Raw genomic sequence first — 17,703 nt, 5'->3', positions numbered from 1 at the left:
GAACGTGCGCAGGGCCAAAGGGATCTGTCGCACAGGCGAACGGTTGCCTTCGCTTTACCGCACCCTTATGCACCAAGGCCCCACCAGGGCCCCATAATCGATCAAGACATGACAAAGAATCATGACAAATCCGCGCACACCACCTAGCCAACCGACCAGTAACCGACTTACCGTCAGGTTTCCCACCCCCACCTCCGAGTGAGGAGCCCGACCTTGCCCCCACGCCTGCGGCTCACCCTCGTCGCTGCGCTCACCGGCGCGCTGCTGGCCGCCGCACCCGGCGCCGCCACTGCCTCGGCCGGCCGCGCCACCGCCCTGCCCGCGACCGCCCCGGACTACTGCGCCGCCCAGTGCAGGGACATCCTGCCCGCCGGCGAGAACGGCAATGCCACGCTGGCCGACATCCTCGGCAACAAGGTGTTCGGCACCCGGCCCGCGCACACCGACGACCAGCTCGGCCCGTACTCCGCCCTCGCCTCCGCCTATCCCGGGCTCACCGACAGCCAGTTGAGCTCCTTCTTCAACGACGCGTCGTTCGGCGTCCCGGCCGCCCAGGTGGCCAGCAGCACCAGCCCGCGCTCGGACGTCACCATCGTGCGCGACAAGGCCACCGGCGTCCCGCACATCACCGGCACCACCCGCTACGGCACCGAGTTCGGCGCCGGCTACGCGGCCGCCCAGGACCGGCTCTGGGTGATGGACCTGTTCCGGCACGTGGGCCGCGGCGAACTGTCCGGCTTCGCCGGCGGCGCGGCCGCCAACCGGCAGTTGGAGCAGAGCTTCTGGCAGGCCGCCCCGTACACCGAGGCGGAACTGCAGAGCCAGATCGACGTGCTGGCCACCTCGGGCGACCGGGCCAAGCAGGCGCTCGCCGACGCCCGCGCCTACCTGGACGGGATCAACCAGTACATCAGCCAGGCGTACAACGCCCGCACCTTCCCGGGCGAGTACGACCTGACCGGGCACATCGACGCGATCACCAACGCCGGTTCGATCCAGCCCTTCCAGCTGACCGACCTGGTCGCGCTGGCCTCGGTGATCGGCGCGCTGTTCGGCGCCGGCGGGGGCGGCGAACTGGCCTCGGCCCAGGTCAAGGAGGCCGCCGAGGCGCGCTACGGGACGGTCCAGGGCGACCAGTTGTGGAGTTCGCTGCGCGAGGCCAACGACCCGGAGGCGGTCACCACACTGCACGACGGGCAGTCCTTCCCGTACGCGCTGCCGCCGGGCGACCCGCAGGGCGTCGCGATGCCGGACGCCGGGTCGGTGGTGCCGGAGCAACTGGTCTACAACGCCACCGGATCGGCCACCAGCGCCGCCACCAAGGCCGCCGGCGTACTGCCCGGCAACCTGCTGACCGCCAAGCACGGCATGTCCAACGCCCTGGTGGTGTCCGGGAAGTACACCGCGAGCGGGCGCCCGGTCGCCGTGTTCGGCCCGCAGACCGGCTACTTCGCCCCGCAGCTGCTGATGCTGGAGGAGCTCCAGGGCCCCGGGATCAGCGCCCGCGGCGCGGCCTTCGCCGGCCTGAGCTTCTACGTGGAGCTGGGCCGCGGCCAGGACTACGCCTGGAGCGCCACCTCGGCCGGACAGGACATCACGGACACCTACGCCGTGCCGCTGTGCACCCCTGACGGCTCGCCGGTCACCCTGGCCGCCACCTCGTACCTGTACCACGGGGTCTGCACCCCGTTCGAGACCCTCAGCCGGGACGACTCCTGGGCGCCGACCACTGCGGACTCCACCGCCGCCGGGTCGTACACCCTGGTGATGCACCGCTCCAACTACGGCCTGGTGACAGCGCGCGGGACGGTCGGCGGCAAGCCGGTCGCCTTCACCTCGCTGCGCTCCAGCTACCGGCACGAGGCGGACTCGATCCTCGGCTTCCAGATGTTCAACGACCCCGGTGCGGTGCACGACCCGACCAGCTTCCAGCAGGCCGCGCAGAACATCAACTACACCTTCAACTGGTTCTACGCCGACTCCTCGCACACGGCGTACTACAACTCGGGCAACAACCCGGTGCGCGCGGCGGGCGTCGACCCCGGGCTGCCGGTGCAGGCCGACCCGGCCCACGAGTGGCAGGGCTTCGACCCGGCCACCAACACCGCCCGTTACACGCCGGCTTCGCAGCACCCGCAGTCGGTGGACCAGGACTACTACGTCTCCTGGAACAACAAGCAGGCCGCGGACTTCGGCGCCGCCGGCTTCGGCAACGGCTCCGTCCACCGGGCCAACCTGCTGGACGCCCGGGTCAAGGCCCTGGTGGCGGCGGGCGGGGTGACCCGCTCCTCGCTCACCAAGGCGATGGAGTCCGCCGCGGTGACCGACCTGCGCGGCGAGGACCTGCTGCCCGAACTGCTGCAGGTCATCACCTCCTCCCCCGTCACCGACCCGAAGCAGGCCGCCGCCGTCCAGCAGCTCCAGGCCTGGCTGCAGCACGGCGCCCGCCGGGTGGAGACCTCCGCCGGCAGCCACACCTACGCCGACGCGGACGCGATCCGCACCCTCGACGCCTGGTGGCCGCTGCTCGCCCAGGGCGTCTTCCAACCCGGCCTCGGCGCCCCGCTGTTCTCCGCGCTGACCGGCGCCCTGCAGATCAACGAGTCCCCCTCCGGCGGCCAGACCGGCCCCTCCAGCGGGCCCACGGACGCCAACGAGTCCATCCCCCACAAGGGGTCGTCGTTCCAGTACGGCTGGTGGAGCTACCTCGACAAGGACCTGCGCGCCACCCTGGGCACCCCGGTGGCCGGCCCGCTCGCCCAGTCCTTCTGCGGCACGGAGTCCGCCTGCCGCAGCACCCTGCTCACCACCCTCGCCCAGGCCGCCGCCCAGACCCCCGCCCAGGTCTACCCCGGCGACGGCGACTGCTCCGCGGGCGACCAGTGGTGCGCCGACAGCATCATCCAGCGCCCCCTCGGCGGCATCGCCGACGCCAAGACCACCTGGCAGAACCGCCCGACCTACCAACAGGTGGTGGAGTTCCCGACGCACCGTTGACCAAGCACCAGGGCCCGGCCGGCCGATGCCTGCTTTGACGAGCCGCCAGAAGTCGGCCCGGCCGACTTCCGCTGCACGCACTGGCAGCAGCGTGCTGAGGGGGCACCCCGTCGGGGTGCCCCCTCAGCGACCTGCTGTCGGCCCGTCAGACCAGCTCCTCCACCCGGTCGGCCGACTCGGCCGGCTGCGCCACCTGGGCCGCCACTGCCGCGCGCGGCAGGTGGCGCAGCAGCACCGTCGCCAGCACCGCACCCGCCGCCATCACCACCGCCGCCGCGACGGCTGCCGCCTGCATGCCGCCGCTGAACGCGTCCCGGGCGGCGGCCAGCACCTCGCCCGCCACCCCGGCCGGCAGCTGGGCCACCGAGACCTCGGTGCCGCCGAGCGAGTCGCGGATCTGGGCGGCCGCGCCCGCCGGGAGCCCCGCCGGCAGGTGGTGGCCGATGTCCGAGCGGTAGACCGCCGTCCCGATGCTGCCCAGGATCGCCATCCCCAGCGCCCCGCCCAGCTCGGTCCCGGACTCCAGCAGGGCCGAGGCCGTGCTGGCCCGCTCGGCCGGCGCGGCCGCCATCACCACCTCGCTGACCTGCGACATCAGCGCGATCGCCCCGGAGGCGTAGACCGCTGCGGCCACCAGCACCACCCACAGCGCGGTGTGCGCCCCGACCGTGGCCAGCACCGCGAACCCGACCGTCATCAGTGCGAAGCCGCCCGCGATCACCCGGGCCTTGCCCAGCCTGCCGCTCAGCGCCGCCGCGGCCGGGGCCATGCCGCCCACCACCACGCTCGGCAGCACGCTCCACAGCGCCGCCGTCAGGGTGCTCATGCCGAGCACCAACTGGAGGTACTGGGTGACGAAGATAGCCATCCCGACCACCCCGAACATGCCCAGCACGTTCATCAGGATCGAGGGGGCGAAGCCGCGGCTGCGCACCAGGGCCAGGTCGATCAGGGCGTTCGGGTGGGTCTGCTGGCGCCGCACGAAGACCGCGCCGACCGCCAGCCCGACCGCGAGGGCGGCCATCGGCAGCACCGCGAAGCCGGTGCGGGCCAGCTCCTTGATCCCGTACACCAGCGGCAGCACCGCGCCCAGCGAGAGCAGCGAGCTCAGCACGTCGAACCGGCCGCCGCGCAGCCGCGGGGTCTCCGGCAGCAGCACCGGGCCGAGCACCAGCAGCAGCGCCATCGCCGGCAGGTTGACCAGGAAGACCGAGCCCCACCAGAAGTGCTCCAGCAGGATCCCGCTGAGCACCGGCCCCATCGCGATCCCGGCGCTGGTGACCACGGTCCAGACGGCGATCGCCTTTCCGCGCTGCTTCTCGTCCGGGAACAGGTTGCGCACCATGCCCAGGGTGCTGGGCATCAGGGTGGCACCGGCGATGCCGAGCACCGCCCGGGCAGCGATCAGGGTGCCCGCGCTCCCCGCGTAGGCCGCCAGGGCGGAGGCCGCGCCGAAGGCGAGCGCCCCGCCGAGCAGCAGTCGGCGCCGGCCGATCCGGTCGCCCAGCGCGCCCATGGTGAGCAGCAGGCCGGCCAGCACGAAGCCGTAGATGTCGAAGATCCACAGCTGCTGGGTGCTGCTCGGGTGCAGGTCCTTGCTGATGAACGGGACGGCGAAGTAGAGCACCGACACGTCCATCGAGACGAGCAGCAGCGGCAGCATCAGCACGGTCAGCGCCAGCCAGGCGCGCCGCCCGGCGGTGGACGGCGCCTGCTGCGGCAGGAGTTGAGTGGTCATGGCACTTCCCCCAGGTCTGGTACGGGCAAGCCGAAGTCGGTCGAGCGTACGCCGTACGCTCGCTTCCGTGTACAGGGTACGCATAGTGCACTGCCCTATGCAACGGGGAAATTCGACCCGGGGGGATGCCTGATTCACAGACGCACTAGTACACTTCTGTTATGACGACCGAGCTCTCCCCCACCACCCCGCCCTACCTGCGGATCGCCGCCGAGCTCAGGGGCCGGATCGCCAGTGGTGCACTGCGCCCCGGCGACCGGGTGCCGTCCACCCGGCAGATCACCCAGGAGTGGGGCGTGGCGATGGCCACCGCGACCAAGGCGCTCACCACGCTGCGCCAGGAGGGGCTGGTGCGCTCGCAGCCGGGCGCGGGCACGGTCGTGGCGCCGGGGGCCGACCGCCTGGAGCCGGCGGTGACCCTCGGCGCGCACCCCAGGGCGGCCACCCCCAAGGCGCCCGTGGCGAAGCCCGCCTCCTCCCGGGCTGCCGCCGAACCCGCCGCCACCCGCCGCCGCGAGCACCGGGAGAGCGAGCAGGGCCTGTCCCGCGACCGGATCGTGCAGGCCGCGGTGACCGTCGCCGACGCCGAGGGCCTGGGCCCGGTCTCGATGCGCCGGGTCGCCACCGAGCTCGGCGTCGCCCCGATGGCCCTGTACCGGCACGTGGCGGGCAAGGAGGAGCTGGTCGACCTGATGGCCGACCGGATGCTGGCGGGCGTCCCGCTGCCGCCCGCCGAACTGAGCGGCTGGCGCCCGCGGTTGGCGGCGATCGCCCGGGTCCAGTGGGGCCTGTACCGGCGCCACCCCTGGCTCGCCCAGACCATCTCGCTGACCCGCCCGGTCCCGCTGCCCGGCGCCCTGCGGCACGGCGAGTACGTGCTGGCCTCGCTGGAGGAGGCGGGCCTGAAGTCGAGCACCCGGCTCTACATCCACATCATGATGTTCGCCCTGGTCCGCGGCATCGCGGTCAACCTCGACATGGAGGCCAACGACCAGCGGCGCACCGCGATGACCGAGGAGGAGTGGCTGGCCGCCCAGGAGGGCGACATGCTGCAGGTGCTGGCCGGCGGCGGGTTCCCGGCGTTCAGCCGCCTGATGGTCGAGATGGGCCACGAGGACTTCGACTTCGACCTCGACCTGCTCTTCGAGTTCGCCCTCGCCCGCATCCTGGACGGCCTGACGCCGCTGCTGGAACCCCGGGACTGACGCACAGCCGGAGCCTGACGCGGCCACACCTCGCAAGCCCGCCTTTAGCCGGCCCTGGCACCGTGGCGGGGCGCGGAATCCGCCGCGCCCCGCCTCGCGAAGGGAACGGCCGCGCCCATGAGTTCCGCCCCCACCGCGAGCACCACCACCGGTCCGCCCACCGGCCTACCGGCGGCCGGGCCGGCCTCCGCCGCCGACCTGTCCGCCGCCGACCAGCTCCTCGCCCTGCACCGCGCCGGCCGCCTGGCCGCCGAGTACCCCCGCCTGGCCGCCCTGCTCGCCGACCTCACCGATCCCGAACTGGCCCGCACCGGCCTGCTGCTGGCCCGCCTCGACCCGGACCAGGTGCTCGCCGCCCACCCGGCCACCCCGATCCTCTCGGTCGCGCTGACCGGTCACGGCACCCTGGCCGCCCTGCCGCCCGCGCTCGCCGCCGAGTTCGCCCGCCACGGCCTGCTGCTGCGCCACCGGGTCAGCGAGTTCGACTCCTACGTCTTCGACCTGGCCGACCCGGACAGCGAGTTGTACGCCTTCGAGCCGGACCTGACGGTCTGCCTGCTCGACCCCGAGGTGGTCTTCGACGAGGCCCCGCTCCCCTGGCGCCCGGCGGACCTGGCACCCGTGCTGACCGCCAAGCTGGACCTGATCGAGCGCCTGGTGGCCACCTTCACCGCCACCAGCCGCGCCACCCTGGTCCTCAACACCCTCCCGCTGCCCGCCGCCTACGCCCGCCAACTGGTCGACCACCGCTCCCGCGCCGAGCTCGGCGCGCTGTGGCGCCGGGCCAACGCCCGGCTGCTCGACCTCGCCGCCGCCCACCCGGGCCTGGTGGTGGTCGACCTGGACCCGCTGCTCGCCGAGGGGCTGCCCGCCCGCGACCCGCGCCTGGCCCGCTACACCAAGGCCCACCTGTCCAACCAGCTGCTCGCCCGCTACGCCCGGGAGCTCGGCCACCTGGCCCGGCACCTGACCGGGCGCACCCGCAAGTGCCTGGTCCTGGACCTGGACGACACGCTGTGGGGCGGCACCCTGGGCGAGGACGGCCCGGACGGGATCGAGGTCGCCGACGGCTACCGGGGCGAGGCCTTCGCCGCCTTCCAGCGCACCGTCAAACAGCTCGCCGCCCAGGGCGTCATGACGGCCGTGGTGAGCAAGAACGAGCCCGAACCGGTCCGCGCCGCCTTCCGGGACCACCCCCGGATGACCCTGCGCGAGGCCGACCTGCTGCGGATCACCGCCAACTGGCGCCCCAAGGACCAGAACCTCGCCGAGCTGGCGGCCGACCTCAACATCGGCCTGGACAGCCTGGTCTTCGTGGACGACAGCCCGTACGAGCTCGGCCTGGTCCGGCACGCGCTGCCGGCCGTGGCCACCGTCGCGGTGGACGGCGAACCCGCCCTGCACGCCGAGAAGCTGCTCCGGGACGGCTGGTTCGACGTGCTCGAGCTGACCGGCGAGGACCGCGCCCGGGTGGCCCGCTACCGCGAAGAGCTGGACCGCCGGGACTTCCTGCACGCCTTCGGCTCGCTCGACGACTACCTGCGCGAGCTCTCGGTCCGGGTCGAGTTCGCCGCGCTGACCCCCGAGGAGCTGCCGCGCGCGGCCCAACTGACCCTGCGCACGAACCAGTTCCACCTGGCCACCGAGCGGTTGCAGCCCGCCGAGCTGGCTGCCCGGGCCGCGCGGCCGGGCGCCCTGGTGCTCGGGGTGCGGGCGAGCGACCGGTTCGGATCGAACGGGCTGGTCGGGCTGGTGCTGGCCCGCCGGGACGCCGGCCAACTGGTGATCGACAACTTCCTGCTCAGCTGCCGGGTGTTCAGCCGGGGCATCGAGGGCGCCTGCCTGGCCGCGCTGTTGGCGCACGCCCGGGCGCTCGGGCTCGGCGCCGTCCTCGGCCGCTACCGGCCCGGCGCCAAGAACGCGATCGTGCGCGACTTCTACCCGCGCTACGGCTTCACCCTCGACCCCGCAGCCGACGCCCTGCCCGACGCCGCACCCGACGCGGGCCGGCCCGGCCTGCTCACCTTCCGCCACGACCTGGCCGAACTCCCGGCCTTTCCGGACCACCTGCAGCTCAGCACCGACCTCGTGGGGGTACCACGTTGAACACCGTCGACGACTTCCTCGCCCTGCTCCGCGACGAGTTGGGCATGCCGGTCAGCACCGAGGACCTGCCCCGCGGGCTGGACGAGGTCCCCGGCTGGGACTCGGTCCACCTGATCTGGCTGCTCAGCGCGCTGGAGCAGCGCCTGGGCCGGCCGGTCTCCCTGGCCCGCATCCTGGAGGCCCCCACCCTCGCCGAGATCTACCAGGTGGCACTGGCCGGCTAGCCGGCCCCTCGGGCTCCGAACCCCGGCACCGGCCACCGCCGACGGCTCACCACCCCAGCCACACCCATCACTTGTGCCTGCCCGACCACTGCTCCCCCAGTCCGCTCGACCCTGCGGATCAACCACGCTGTGAGACGGAGCCTCTCAGATACTGAAATCACATCAGCTGACAGAAGGCTGCGCCACATTCACCTCAGCAAGATCGACTCCGCCGCCCGCCCCGGACGATCTGCGTACGCACACCCCGCACCCGATCACCCGCCCAGGCCCCGCACCAGCAGCGACCGCACCGCGGAATCCCCGCCGGACCACTCGCCGGCCGACAATGGACGAATTGCCGAATTGCCCGCGCATTCCCTCCCCAATTTCCCCCGGTGCCGAATTTCACGAGCATGACAATTACCTTCCCCCACCTCGCTGACCACCCGTCAGAACCGTTGGGATCAGTGGCAACGAGCCCCATTGTGGGTGCGTACGTTCGTCTGTAGAGTCCCCATTCGCCGAGGCCGAACACGGTCTCGGCGGGTATTACTTGGGGTAGGCATGTCAAACCATGACGGCATCACCCCGGACGCCTCCGACCTGCTCGACGCCTTTACCGAAGGCGTGCGGCAATTTCCGGAGCGGCCGGCTGTCCGGCATCACGGACAGGAATTGAGCTACCAGCAACTGGCCGAGCGGGTCGCCGCCGCGGCAATGCGGATCGGGCACCACCCGGGCACCGTCGCGGTCTGGACCGACCGCACGCCGAACACCGTGGTGGCCCTGCTCGCGGTGCTCGCCGCCGGCGGCGCGTACTGCCCGATCGATCCGGCGTTCCCCGCCGAGCGCCAGGCCGCCCTGCTGGCCGCCGCCGGCTGCACCGCCGCGATCGGCGCACCCGCGACCACTGCCGCCGCCCTGGGCCTGACCGTGCTGGACCTCACCGACCCGGCCCCGAACCCGGCTGCGGCAGCATCCCCGGCTGCAGTAGCGGCCCCGGCTGCGACTGCGACTGCGGCCCCTGCTGCGGCTGCGGCTGCGGCCCCGGAGGACCCCGCCTACCTGCTCTTCACCTCCGGCTCCACCGGAACCCCCAAGCCCGTCCTCACCCCGCGCCGCGCCATCTCCACCACGGTCGCCGCCCTGCGCGCCCTCTTCGCCCTCACCCCCGAGGACCGGGTGCTCCAGTTCGCCTCGCTCAACTGGGACACCTGCTTCGAGGAGATCCTGCCCACCCTCACCGCGGGCGCCGCCCTGGTGCTGGACCAGGACGCGCACAGCGGCTCCTTCCCGCGCTTCCTGCGCCTGGTGGCGCGCGAGCGGGTCACCGTGCTCGACCTGCCCACCGCCTTCTGGCACGAGCTGGTCCGCCACCTCACCGACCAGGGCGAGCAACTCCCCTCGTGCCTGAGGCTGGTGGTGATCGGCGGGGAGGCAGTCAGCCCGGCCGCCCTGGCCGACTGGCACGCACTGGACACCGCGCGGATCCGGCTGCTCAACACCTACGGCTGCACCGAGACCACCCTGATCACCCACGCCGCCGAGCTGCTGCCCGGCCGGGTCGGCGCCCCGCTCGGCCGCCCGCTCCCGCACGTGCGCGAACTGGTCACCGAGGAGGGCGAGTTGCTGATCGGCGGCCCGGCTCTGGCGCTCGGCTACCGGGAGTTGGCGCAGGCCACCGCTGAGCGGTTCACCACCCCGGCCGGCCGCACCGGGCGCTGGTTCCGCACCGGCGACCGGGTGGGCCGGGACGCCGCAGGTCTGCTGGTCCACCAGGGCCGGCTCGACCACCAGCTCAAGGTGCGCGGCATCCGGGTCGACCCCGCCGAGGTGGAGGCCCACCTGACCGCCCACCCCGAAGTCGGCGCCGCCGCCGTCACCGGGGCCACCCTGGCCGGCCGCTCGGCGCTGGTCGCCTACGTCGTCCCGCGGCGCGGCAACGCCGATCCGCAGACCCTGCGCACCGCGCTCCGGGCCCACCTGCGCAGCCGGGTGCCCGACCACCTGGTGCCCAGCCGGATCACCGTCGTCGCCGAACTCGCGCACACCGCGAGCGGCAAGGTCGACCGCGCCGCCACCCACCGGCGGCACACGGTCCCCACTCAAGAGAGCGAGCAGCCATGACCGTTGACGCAGCGGCCCGCACCGAGGCGGTCACCGCCATCGTCCGCCGGGTGCTGGAAGCGCCGCAGGCCGGCCCCGAGGAGGACTTCTTCGAGCTGGGCGGCGACTCGCTGCTGGCCACCCGGGTACTGAGCGCGATCGCCCGCGAGTTCGGCGTGGAACTCACCTTCGACGACTTCCTGATGGCACCCACCGGCGCCGCCCTGGCGGAGCGCGTGGCCGCGCTGGGGGCGGGCGTCCGCGAGCGGACAGTTCTGCAGGTGCCCATGGCCGAAGCCCCTGCGGAGCGCAGCGAGGTGGGGGCTTGACCCGCGCGGTGGTGGTCGGGGCCGGCCTGGCCGGACTGACCGCCGCCACCGCACTGGCCCGCCACGGCGTCGAGGTCACCGTGCTGGAGGCCCGCGACCGGGTCGGCGGCCGCACCCGGGGCATCGAGGTGGCCCCGGACGCCTGGGCCGACGCCGGGGCCGCCTACCTGGGCGACCGGCACACCGAACTGCACCTGCTGCTGAGTGAGTTGGGAATCAAGACCACGCCCACCACGATGCACGGCGCGAGCCGCTTCGACCTGGGCCAGGACGCCCGGACCGAGGCCGGCCGGTTCCCGCCGCTGGCTGCGGTCGCCCTCGGCGACCTCTTCGACCGGCTGGCCGAACTGACCGCCCGCATCGACCCGGTGGCGCCCTGGCGCACTCCGGGCGCCGAGCAGCTGGACCGGCAGACCGCCGCCGAATGGGCTGCCGAGCAGCTCAGCCACCCGGACGCGCGCACCTTCTTCCCGCTCTTCCTGGGCGAGATGATGGCCGCCGACCCGGCCGCCGTCTCGGTCCTGCACATGGCCTTCTACCTGCGCTCGGGCGGCGGGCTGCGCTACCTCAACGCCTTCGAGGGCGGCGCCCAGCAGGACCGGGTGGCCGGCGGCGCCCACCAGGTCTGCGAGCGGCTGGCCGCCGGGCTCGGCGACCGGGTCCGGACCGGCGAACCGGTGCGGACGGTCCATCAGGAGGCGACGGGTGCGACCGTCGTCACCGAGCGGGCCGCGTACCCGGCGGACGCCGTGGTACTCGCCCTGCCCCCGCTGCTCGCCGAGGCGCTGAGCTACCAGCCGCCACTGCCCGCTCCCCGGGCCGGCCGCCACACCACCCCGGGCTGCGCGATCAAGGTGCACCTCGTCTACCCGGCCCCGCTCTGGCGCCGTCACGGCCTGTCCGGCTGGTCGGTCAGCGCCACCGGCCCGCTGCTCTCCACGGTGGACGACTCCCCCGCCGACGCCGGCCCCGGCGTGCTCACCGGTTTCGTCACCGGCGCCGAGGCGCACCGCTTCGCCGCGCTCACCCCCGAGCAGCGCCGGGCCGCCGCCGAGGCGCACGCCGCCCGGCTCTTCCCCGAACTGCCGCCGCCCACGGACTGCCTGGTCACCGACTGGGTCAACGACCCGTACAGCCACGGCTGTTACGCCGCCCTGCTGGGCCCGGGCGACTGGCTGGCGCACGGCCCGCAGCTCGCCGCCGCTCACCAGCGGCTGTTCTTCGCCGGCACCGAGACCAGCACCGAGTTCTTCGGCCTGATGGAGGGCGCCATCCGTTCCGGCCACCGGGCCGCGGCGCAGCTCCTCGCCACCTGCTGAACCCCGACGCGCCCACCACCCTCCTCCCTCCCCCACGACCCCTCGGGAGACCGACATGTCCGAGCCCAGCCCCATCGCCCCGCTCGCCGCCCGTGAACGCCTGATGACCGAACCCGGCCTGGGCGCGGGCAACTTCCTCGACCACGCGATCGCGGCCAACCCGCACCACGCGGTGCCGTACCTGTACCGGCACTCGCTGGACCACCGGGGCCAGGTGCTGCTGCGCGGCTACAGCCTGCTGGACCTGGCCGCACTGCGCGACGACTACGCCCGCTGGTACTGGGCCAACGGGGTGCGCCCGGGCGACCCGGTGGGCGTGGTGGTGGCCGAGGGCATGGAACCGCTGCTGCACTTCCTCGCGCTCACCGCGCTCGGCGCGATCCCGGCACTGGTCAACGACGCGATGCGGCCCGATCTGATGGTCCGCTACCTGGACCACGTCGGTGCGGTCGGCATCGTGGCCGACGACCCTACGGCCCTCGCCGCCGCCTACCGCGCCCGGCCCGAGCGCCGCCCGCGGTTCCTGGTCCCGGCCGCCGAGATCCAGGCCTTCGACACGGCCGGCGCGACCCTGCCCGACCCGTACCCGTACCAGCACGCGGCCGCCGACGTGGTGGGGCTGATCCACTCCTCAGGGACCACCGGCACGCCCAAGTCGACGATGCTGGGCCACCACCAGTTCTGGGACGGCAAGCAGCCCCGGATGCTCCGCTTCCCGGCGCAGCCGGACGACCGGCTGATGTCGCTGATGCCGCACACCCACGCGGGCGGCCTGAGCTACTTCCTCACCGCCACCCTGCTCGGGCTGCCCACCGTGGTGATGGGCGACTGGCGCCGGGCCGTGGTGGAGCCGGTGATGGAGGCCTTCCAGCCCACCATGGTGGCCTCCTTCCCGCGCACCTTCGTGGAGTTGGCCACCGGCGAGCTGCCCGTGCGGGGTGCGGCCAGGGTGCATTCCTGGTTCAACACCGGGGACAGCGCGCACTACGGGCACATCCGCCGCCTGGTCACCCTGGGCGAGCGGCCGACCGGGCTGATCAGGCCCTGGCTGCTGCCCAGCGAGGCAGCCGCCGAACAGCCTTTGCCGGGTTCGCAGTTCGTCGACGGCCTGGGCTCCTCCGAGATGGGCATGGCGCTGTTCGGCCAGGTCACGACGCCGGAGAGCGAGCGGGACGACCGCTGCGTCGGCAAGCCGCTGGAGGTGGTCACCAAGGCCGCCGTGCTGGACCACGAGGGCACCGAACTGCCCGACGGCACGGTCGGGTTGCTCGGCGTGGTGACCCCCTCGCGGACCCCCGGCTACTGGCGCGACCCGAAGCTGACCAGCAGCTTCGAGCTGGCCGGCTACTGGCTGACCGGGGACGTGGCCCGCCGCGCCGCCGACGGCCGGTTCTACCACCTGGACCGCACGGTCGACGTGATCGACACCGCGACCGGGCCGGTCTACAGCCTGCCGATCGAGGAGGTGCTGCTGGCCGACTGCGCCGAGACCGTTCGGGACTGCGCGGTGGTCGGTGTACCGGTCCCGCAGGGCGGCCAACAGCCGATCGCGGTAGTCCAGTTGCAGGAGGGTGCGGACTGCGGCGCGCTGCTCGCGGACGCCAACAAGCTGCTCGCCGAGGCCGGGCTGAGCCCGCTCGCCGCGGTCCGGGTGGCCCGTACCGCCGCGGACTACCCGCTCGGACCGACCGGCAAGGTGCTCAAGCGCGAGCTGCGGACCAGGTACGCCACGCTCTTCACCGGCTCGGAGTCCCCCCACCGATGACCACGCCGCCCTACCAGTACCGGCGCACCGTCCTGGTGGAGCCGGACTGGCGCCGCTTCCCCGGCTGGCGCCAGGTCACCCCGACCGAGTGGCGCGACCCGCAGTGGCAGCGCCTGCACAGCGTGCGCGGCGCGGTCCAGCTGCGCCGGGTGCTCGGCCCGCTGCTGCTTGACCACGCGTACGCCGAACTGACTGCCGACACCGAGCAGTTCGCCACCATGCCGATCCTGGTCACGCCGCAGCTGCTGAACACCATGGTGCCCTCGGCCCAGTTGGAGGCGGCCGCCTTCACCGAGGCCTTCCTGGCCGACCCGCTGCGCCGCTACCTGCTGCCGATGGCCCGGGACCGCGACCCGCAGTGGCCCAGCCACCCGTACGCCCAGCGCGACTCACTGCACGAGACCGAGATGTGGGTGGTCGAGGGGCTGACCCACCGCTACCCGACCAAGGTGCTGGCCGAGTTGGTCGCCACCTGCCCGCAGTACTGCGGCCACTGCACCCGGATGGACCTGGTCGGCACCTCGACCCCGCAGGTCGCCAAGGCCCGGCTGACCCTGCGCCCGCGCGACCGGCAGGAGCAGATGCTGGACTACCTCAAGCGCACCCCGGCGGTGCGCGACGTGGTGGTCTCCGGCGGCGACCTGGCCAACGTCCCGTGGCCGCGGCTGGAGTCCTTCCTGCTGCGGCTGCTGGAGCTGCCCTCGGTGCGCGACATCCGGCTGGCCAGCAAGGCGCTGGTCGGCCTGCCGCAGCACTGGCTGCAGGGCGAGGTGCTGGCGGGACTCGAGCGGGTGGCCAAGGTGGCCGCCCGCCGGGCGGTCAACCTCGCCCTGCACACCCATGCCAACCACGCGCAGTCGGTCACCCCGCTGGTGGCCCAGGCAGCCCGGGCCGCGCTGGACGCGGGTCTGCGCGACGTGCGCAACCAGGGCGTACTGCTGGCCGGCGTCAACGACACCCCCGAGCAACTGCTCGACCTGTGCTTCGCGCTGCACGGCGAGGCGAACGTGCTGCCCTACTACTTCTACCTGTGCGACCTGGTGCCGGGCAGCGAGCACTGGCGGATCCCGCTGCACCGGGCCCAGCGGCTGCAGGAGGCGATCATGGGCTACCTGCCGGGCTACGCCACCCCGCGGATGGTCTGCGACGTGCCCGACCTGGGCAAGCGCTGGGTGCACCAGGTCGCCGAGTACGACCGCGAACGCGGCATCTCCTACTGGACCAAGAGCTACCGCACCGCCGCCGAGAGCCGAGCGGGCGCCGAGGCGGACCCGGGCCGCCGGTACGCCTACTACGACCCGATCCACTCGTTGGCCGAGGCCGGGCAGCGGTGGTGGCGCCTCCGGCAGTCGTGACGTGACCTACGGGCGCCCGGCCAGCATCGCGCTCTGGCCGCGGAACTCGGCCACCGTCTCGCCGCCGGCCCGGCGCACCGTCACGTCGTAGATCCCGCTGCGCCCGGCCCGCTCACGCTCGACGGCCGCCGCGGTCAGCTCCTCGCCCGCCCGGGCCGGGCGCAGGAAGGAGACCTGGGCCCCCTGCGCGACGGTGACCGGGCCGTGCGTGTTGCAGGCCACCGCGAACGCCGCGTCGGCCAGCAGGAACAGGTACCCGCCGTGCATCGTCCCGTGCCCGTTGAGCATCGCCTCGCCGACCCGCATCCGCAGCGTCGCCCGCCCGGGCCCCACCTCCACCAGCTCGATCCCCAACGCCCGGTTGGTCGGATCCCGGTCGGCCATCTCCCGCGCCCGGCTGACCCCGTCGGTGTCCTCGGCTCCCATGGCGGCCATCTTGATCCGCTCGGTCCACGGGTGTCAACGAACCCCGACGGAGCCCACCGGACCACCGTCAGCTCAGGTGGAACGAGTTGTCGTCGATCAGGAACGCGGTCTGCCCCGAGGTCTCGTGCGAGCTGAACTTAACCACCACCGTGGAGCCGAACTCGGGCGCCACGTAAGGCGTCAGGTCGATCGAGACCGGGACGTAGCCGCTACTCGCGTCCAGGTTGGACCGGTTCCGCAGCACCGCGATCTGCTGGCCGGAGTACTGGTCGTCCAGCTCCAGGGTGAGCGTGTCCCCGGGGCCGGCGGCCGCGGCGGCCGAGTCCACGTGCAGCCAGAAGGACAGGCTCGCCCGGGTGTAGCCGGGGGTGGTCTCGGTGCTCTGGCTGAGCGAGTCGTCCGTGCCGGCCGCGTGGCCGAGCCAGGCGTAGCCGGCGCCGGAGTGCGGCTGGTGCGCCGTGGACTGGGTGATCACACCCGAGCTGGACGGACAGGCGGTTCAGGACACCGGGGTGGAACCCGGCCGAGTCACGTCCGAACGCCTCCATCGGGCCCCGGCGGATTGAAGGCCTCCAGGAGCCGCTCCGGTGCGGCCTGCTTCCAGGAGTCCACCAGAATGTCGTACAGCTCGGCCATGTCCTCCAACGCACCGAGCCGCACCCGCACCCAGGCGGAACTCGCCTCGTGCGGGGGCACCCAGAACTTCTCCGGCTCCGAAGCGATCAGCTCCGCCCGCTCGTGCTTGGGGCACCGCACGGCGAATGAGGTCTGGTCATCGGGCACGGTGATGAACATCTTCCCTGCGACCCGGAATGTGGGCATGCTCCACGCCTCCCTCTCCGCGGTCTCCGGGAGGGACAGGGCGATACGACGGACGTCGCTGGCATTCACCACGGTCACCACAGTAGGACCAGCGCTCGGAGGTTCACGTACCTCAACAGGGAAACGGGCGAGCTGCTGATCACGTCACGGGATGGCAAGGTCGTCACGTACCACTCGTGAAGCGCAAGTGGCTGAATCTTGCGAGGACTCATGGAATTGAGCTTCATGGATGCCTACACCCTCTGGCATCGCATTCCGTATCCACCCGTCGGCTCAACGCCGGAACTGCGGGTGCTTCGCGGCGATCTCGGCGAGGCCGATGAGCATGCCTCGGTGGTCAAGGGGTTCATGGGGACCGGCCTGTTCAGGCCGTCGGGTGCGGATGTCCTGGCCGAGCTCCACAGCATCAAGGCCCGAACCGATGCCTTGTGCGCGGAGTACTCCGGGGACGCTCTGGCGAACGCCAGAGAGATCCACGCCTACGCGGCGGTGCTGGCGATCGTCTACCGGGGTTTCCTCGAAGCCGGTGAAGCCGGCCAGGGATCCGCTTGACCTGACGATACGGCGCAGCCCCATCGGATCACTTCCGGTGGGGCTGGTGTCGTCTGACGGAGAGCCGACTGAACGGCGCACCGACGTGACGGACGCCGGTCTTCCGCGGCTTCTGGACCTCGGCGGACACCACGGTCACGGTCACCGAGGTCGAGGGCGTCAGCGTCGTGGCCATGAAGACCGGAGCGATCTACCGGGGCCTCACGATTCGGCAGGCGCCCGACGACCACCTGCTCAACCGCTGCCACTGATCTCAGCCCTCGATGCCAGAGGCCCCGGACCATGATCGGTCCGGGGCCTCTTCGCTGGTGGGCGCGGACGGTTTCGAACCGCCGACATCTGCTTTGTAAGAGCAGCGCTCTACCACTGAGCTACGCGCCCGCATGGAAAGGCAAGAGTACCTGCTCCGCGCGCCGGGGCCGAGTGCGAAAGTGCCCAGCTGGACGAAAACGGGCAGATCGGGCGGCCGGCCGACCGCCAGCGAGCTCTGCTCTTACAAAGCAGCGCTCGCGGGTACGCTGCGGGCATGCCGCGTTATGAGTTCCGTTGCCGTACCTGTGGGGCCACCTTCGAGCTGCGTCGGGCGATGGCGCAGGCGAACGACCCCGCCGTCTGTCCGCAGGGGCACACCGACACCACCAAGCTGCTCTCCGCGATCGCCGTCACCGGCACGGCGAGCGGGGGCGGTGCCCAGGCGCCGAGCGGTGGGGGCGGCGGGTGCTGCGGGGGCGGCTGCTGCGGCTGACCCCGACGGCGTCCCCGGCCTCGGCGTTTCACGAG

At 72.8% G+C, this 17,703-nt stretch carries 15 protein-coding genes and 1 tRNA gene; 11 read left to right on the top strand and 5 right to left on the bottom strand.

Annotated features, from left to right (window positions below):
- Positions 1–213 precede the first annotated feature (213 nt).
- Positions 214–2,997 (top strand): penicillin acylase family protein, encoded by a 2,784-nt coding sequence (locus C7C46_RS29335; protein WP_425470139.1) that lies wholly within the window; start codon positions 214–216, stop codon positions 2,995–2,997.
- A gap of 145 nt (positions 2,998–3,142) precedes the next feature.
- Here C7C46_RS29335 and C7C46_RS29330 read toward each other — a convergent pair whose 3' ends face one another.
- Positions 3,143–4,735 carry an MFS transporter gene (locus C7C46_RS29330; RefSeq protein ID WP_110672953.1) on the bottom strand — a complete coding sequence of 531 codons (1,593 nt, stop codon included), beginning with the start codon at positions 4,733–4,735 and terminating at the stop codon, positions 3,143–3,145.
- A gap of 161 nt (positions 4,736–4,896) precedes the next feature.
- Here C7C46_RS29330 and C7C46_RS29325 point away from each other — a divergent pair, with 161 nt between their 5' ends.
- The 8 genes from C7C46_RS29325 to C7C46_RS29290 all read left to right on the top strand — a co-directional run bounded on the left by C7C46_RS29325 (position 4,897) and on the right by C7C46_RS29290 (position 15,123).
- A complete protein-coding gene (locus C7C46_RS29325; RefSeq protein ID WP_110672952.1) occupies positions 4,897–5,940 on the top strand; it encodes a GntR family transcriptional regulator in 1,044 nt (347 codons plus the stop codon).
- A 117-nt stretch (positions 5,941–6,057) separates the two neighbouring features.
- Positions 6,058–8,046, top strand: a complete 1,989-nt coding sequence (locus C7C46_RS29320) for an HAD-IIIC family phosphatase (protein ID WP_110672951.1) — start codon at positions 6,058–6,060, stop codon at positions 8,044–8,046.
- Positions 8,043–8,270, top strand: coding sequence for an acyl carrier protein (locus C7C46_RS29315; RefSeq protein ID WP_110672950.1), 228 nt, complete (start codon positions 8,043–8,045; stop codon positions 8,268–8,270). Before C7C46_RS29320 ends, C7C46_RS29315 begins: the two co-directional genes overlap by 4 nt.
- Before the next feature lie 543 nt (positions 8,271–8,813).
- Entirely contained in the window at positions 8,814–10,376 is a 1,563-nt protein-coding gene (locus C7C46_RS29310) for an amino acid adenylation domain-containing protein (protein WP_110672949.1), read from the top strand.
- Positions 10,373–10,684, top strand: coding sequence for an acyl carrier protein (locus C7C46_RS29305; RefSeq protein ID WP_110672948.1), 312 nt, complete (start codon positions 10,373–10,375; stop codon positions 10,682–10,684). Before C7C46_RS29310 ends, C7C46_RS29305 begins: the two co-directional genes overlap by 4 nt.
- Positions 10,681–12,003: a flavin monoamine oxidase family protein gene (locus tag C7C46_RS29300; RefSeq protein WP_281278597.1), complete on the top strand. Its 1,323-nt coding sequence runs from the start codon at positions 10,681–10,683 to the stop codon at positions 12,001–12,003. The genes C7C46_RS29305 and C7C46_RS29300 overlap by 4 nt, the downstream gene beginning before the upstream one ends.
- Before the next feature lie 55 nt (positions 12,004–12,058).
- Positions 12,059–13,768: a class I adenylate-forming enzyme family protein gene (locus C7C46_RS29295; RefSeq protein WP_110672947.1), complete on the top strand. Its 1,710-nt coding sequence runs from the start codon at positions 12,059–12,061 to the stop codon at positions 13,766–13,768.
- On the top strand, positions 13,765–15,123 hold the full coding sequence (locus C7C46_RS29290) for a KamA family radical SAM protein (protein WP_110672946.1): 1,359 nt from the start codon (positions 13,765–13,767) through the stop codon (positions 15,121–15,123). The genes C7C46_RS29295 and C7C46_RS29290 overlap by 4 nt, the downstream gene beginning before the upstream one ends.
- A gap of 6 nt (positions 15,124–15,129) precedes the next feature.
- On the opposite strand, the gene paaI is transcribed toward C7C46_RS29290, so the two are convergent.
- From paaI to C7C46_RS29275, 3 genes are all read right to left on the bottom strand, one after another.
- Entirely contained in the window at positions 15,130–15,549 is a 420-nt protein-coding gene (gene paaI, locus C7C46_RS29285; protein ID WP_220040716.1) for a hydroxyphenylacetyl-CoA thioesterase PaaI, read from the bottom strand.
- 67 nt (positions 15,550–15,616) lie between these two features.
- Positions 15,617–16,024 carry a hypothetical protein gene (locus C7C46_RS29280; RefSeq protein ID WP_110672944.1) on the bottom strand — a complete coding sequence of 136 codons (408 nt, stop codon included), beginning with the start codon at positions 16,022–16,024 and terminating at the stop codon, positions 15,617–15,619.
- Between the two features lie 53 nt (positions 16,025–16,077).
- On the bottom strand, positions 16,078–16,443 hold the full coding sequence (locus C7C46_RS29275) for an MmcQ/YjbR family DNA-binding protein (protein ID WP_110672970.1): 366 nt from the start codon (positions 16,441–16,443) through the stop codon (positions 16,078–16,080).
- Between the two features lie 138 nt (positions 16,444–16,581).
- On the opposite strand from C7C46_RS29275, the gene C7C46_RS29270 reads away from it, so the two are divergent.
- Positions 16,582–16,923 carry a hypothetical protein gene (locus C7C46_RS29270; RefSeq protein WP_110672943.1) on the top strand — a complete coding sequence of 114 codons (342 nt, stop codon included), beginning with the start codon at positions 16,582–16,584 and terminating at the stop codon, positions 16,921–16,923.
- Between the two features lie 306 nt (positions 16,924–17,229).
- On the opposite strand, the gene C7C46_RS29265 is transcribed toward C7C46_RS29270, so the two are convergent.
- Positions 17,230–17,304 (bottom strand) — tRNA-Val (locus C7C46_RS29265).
- Between the two features lie 145 nt (positions 17,305–17,449).
- Between C7C46_RS29265 and C7C46_RS29260 the strand changes: the two genes are divergently transcribed.
- The gene (locus tag C7C46_RS29260; RefSeq protein ID WP_110672942.1) at positions 17,450–17,668 is read left to right on the top strand and encodes an FmdB family zinc ribbon protein; all 219 of its coding nucleotides are present in this window, start codon (positions 17,450–17,452) and stop codon (positions 17,666–17,668) included.
- Positions 17,669–17,703: the final 35 nt, after the last annotated feature.

It is taken from the genome of Streptomyces tateyamensis, assembly GCF_003205575.1.
Classification (GTDB): Bacteria; Actinomycetota; Actinomycetes; order Streptomycetales; family Streptomycetaceae; genus Kitasatospora; species Kitasatospora tateyamensis.
This window is presented reverse-complemented; position numbering and strand designations above follow the sequence as displayed.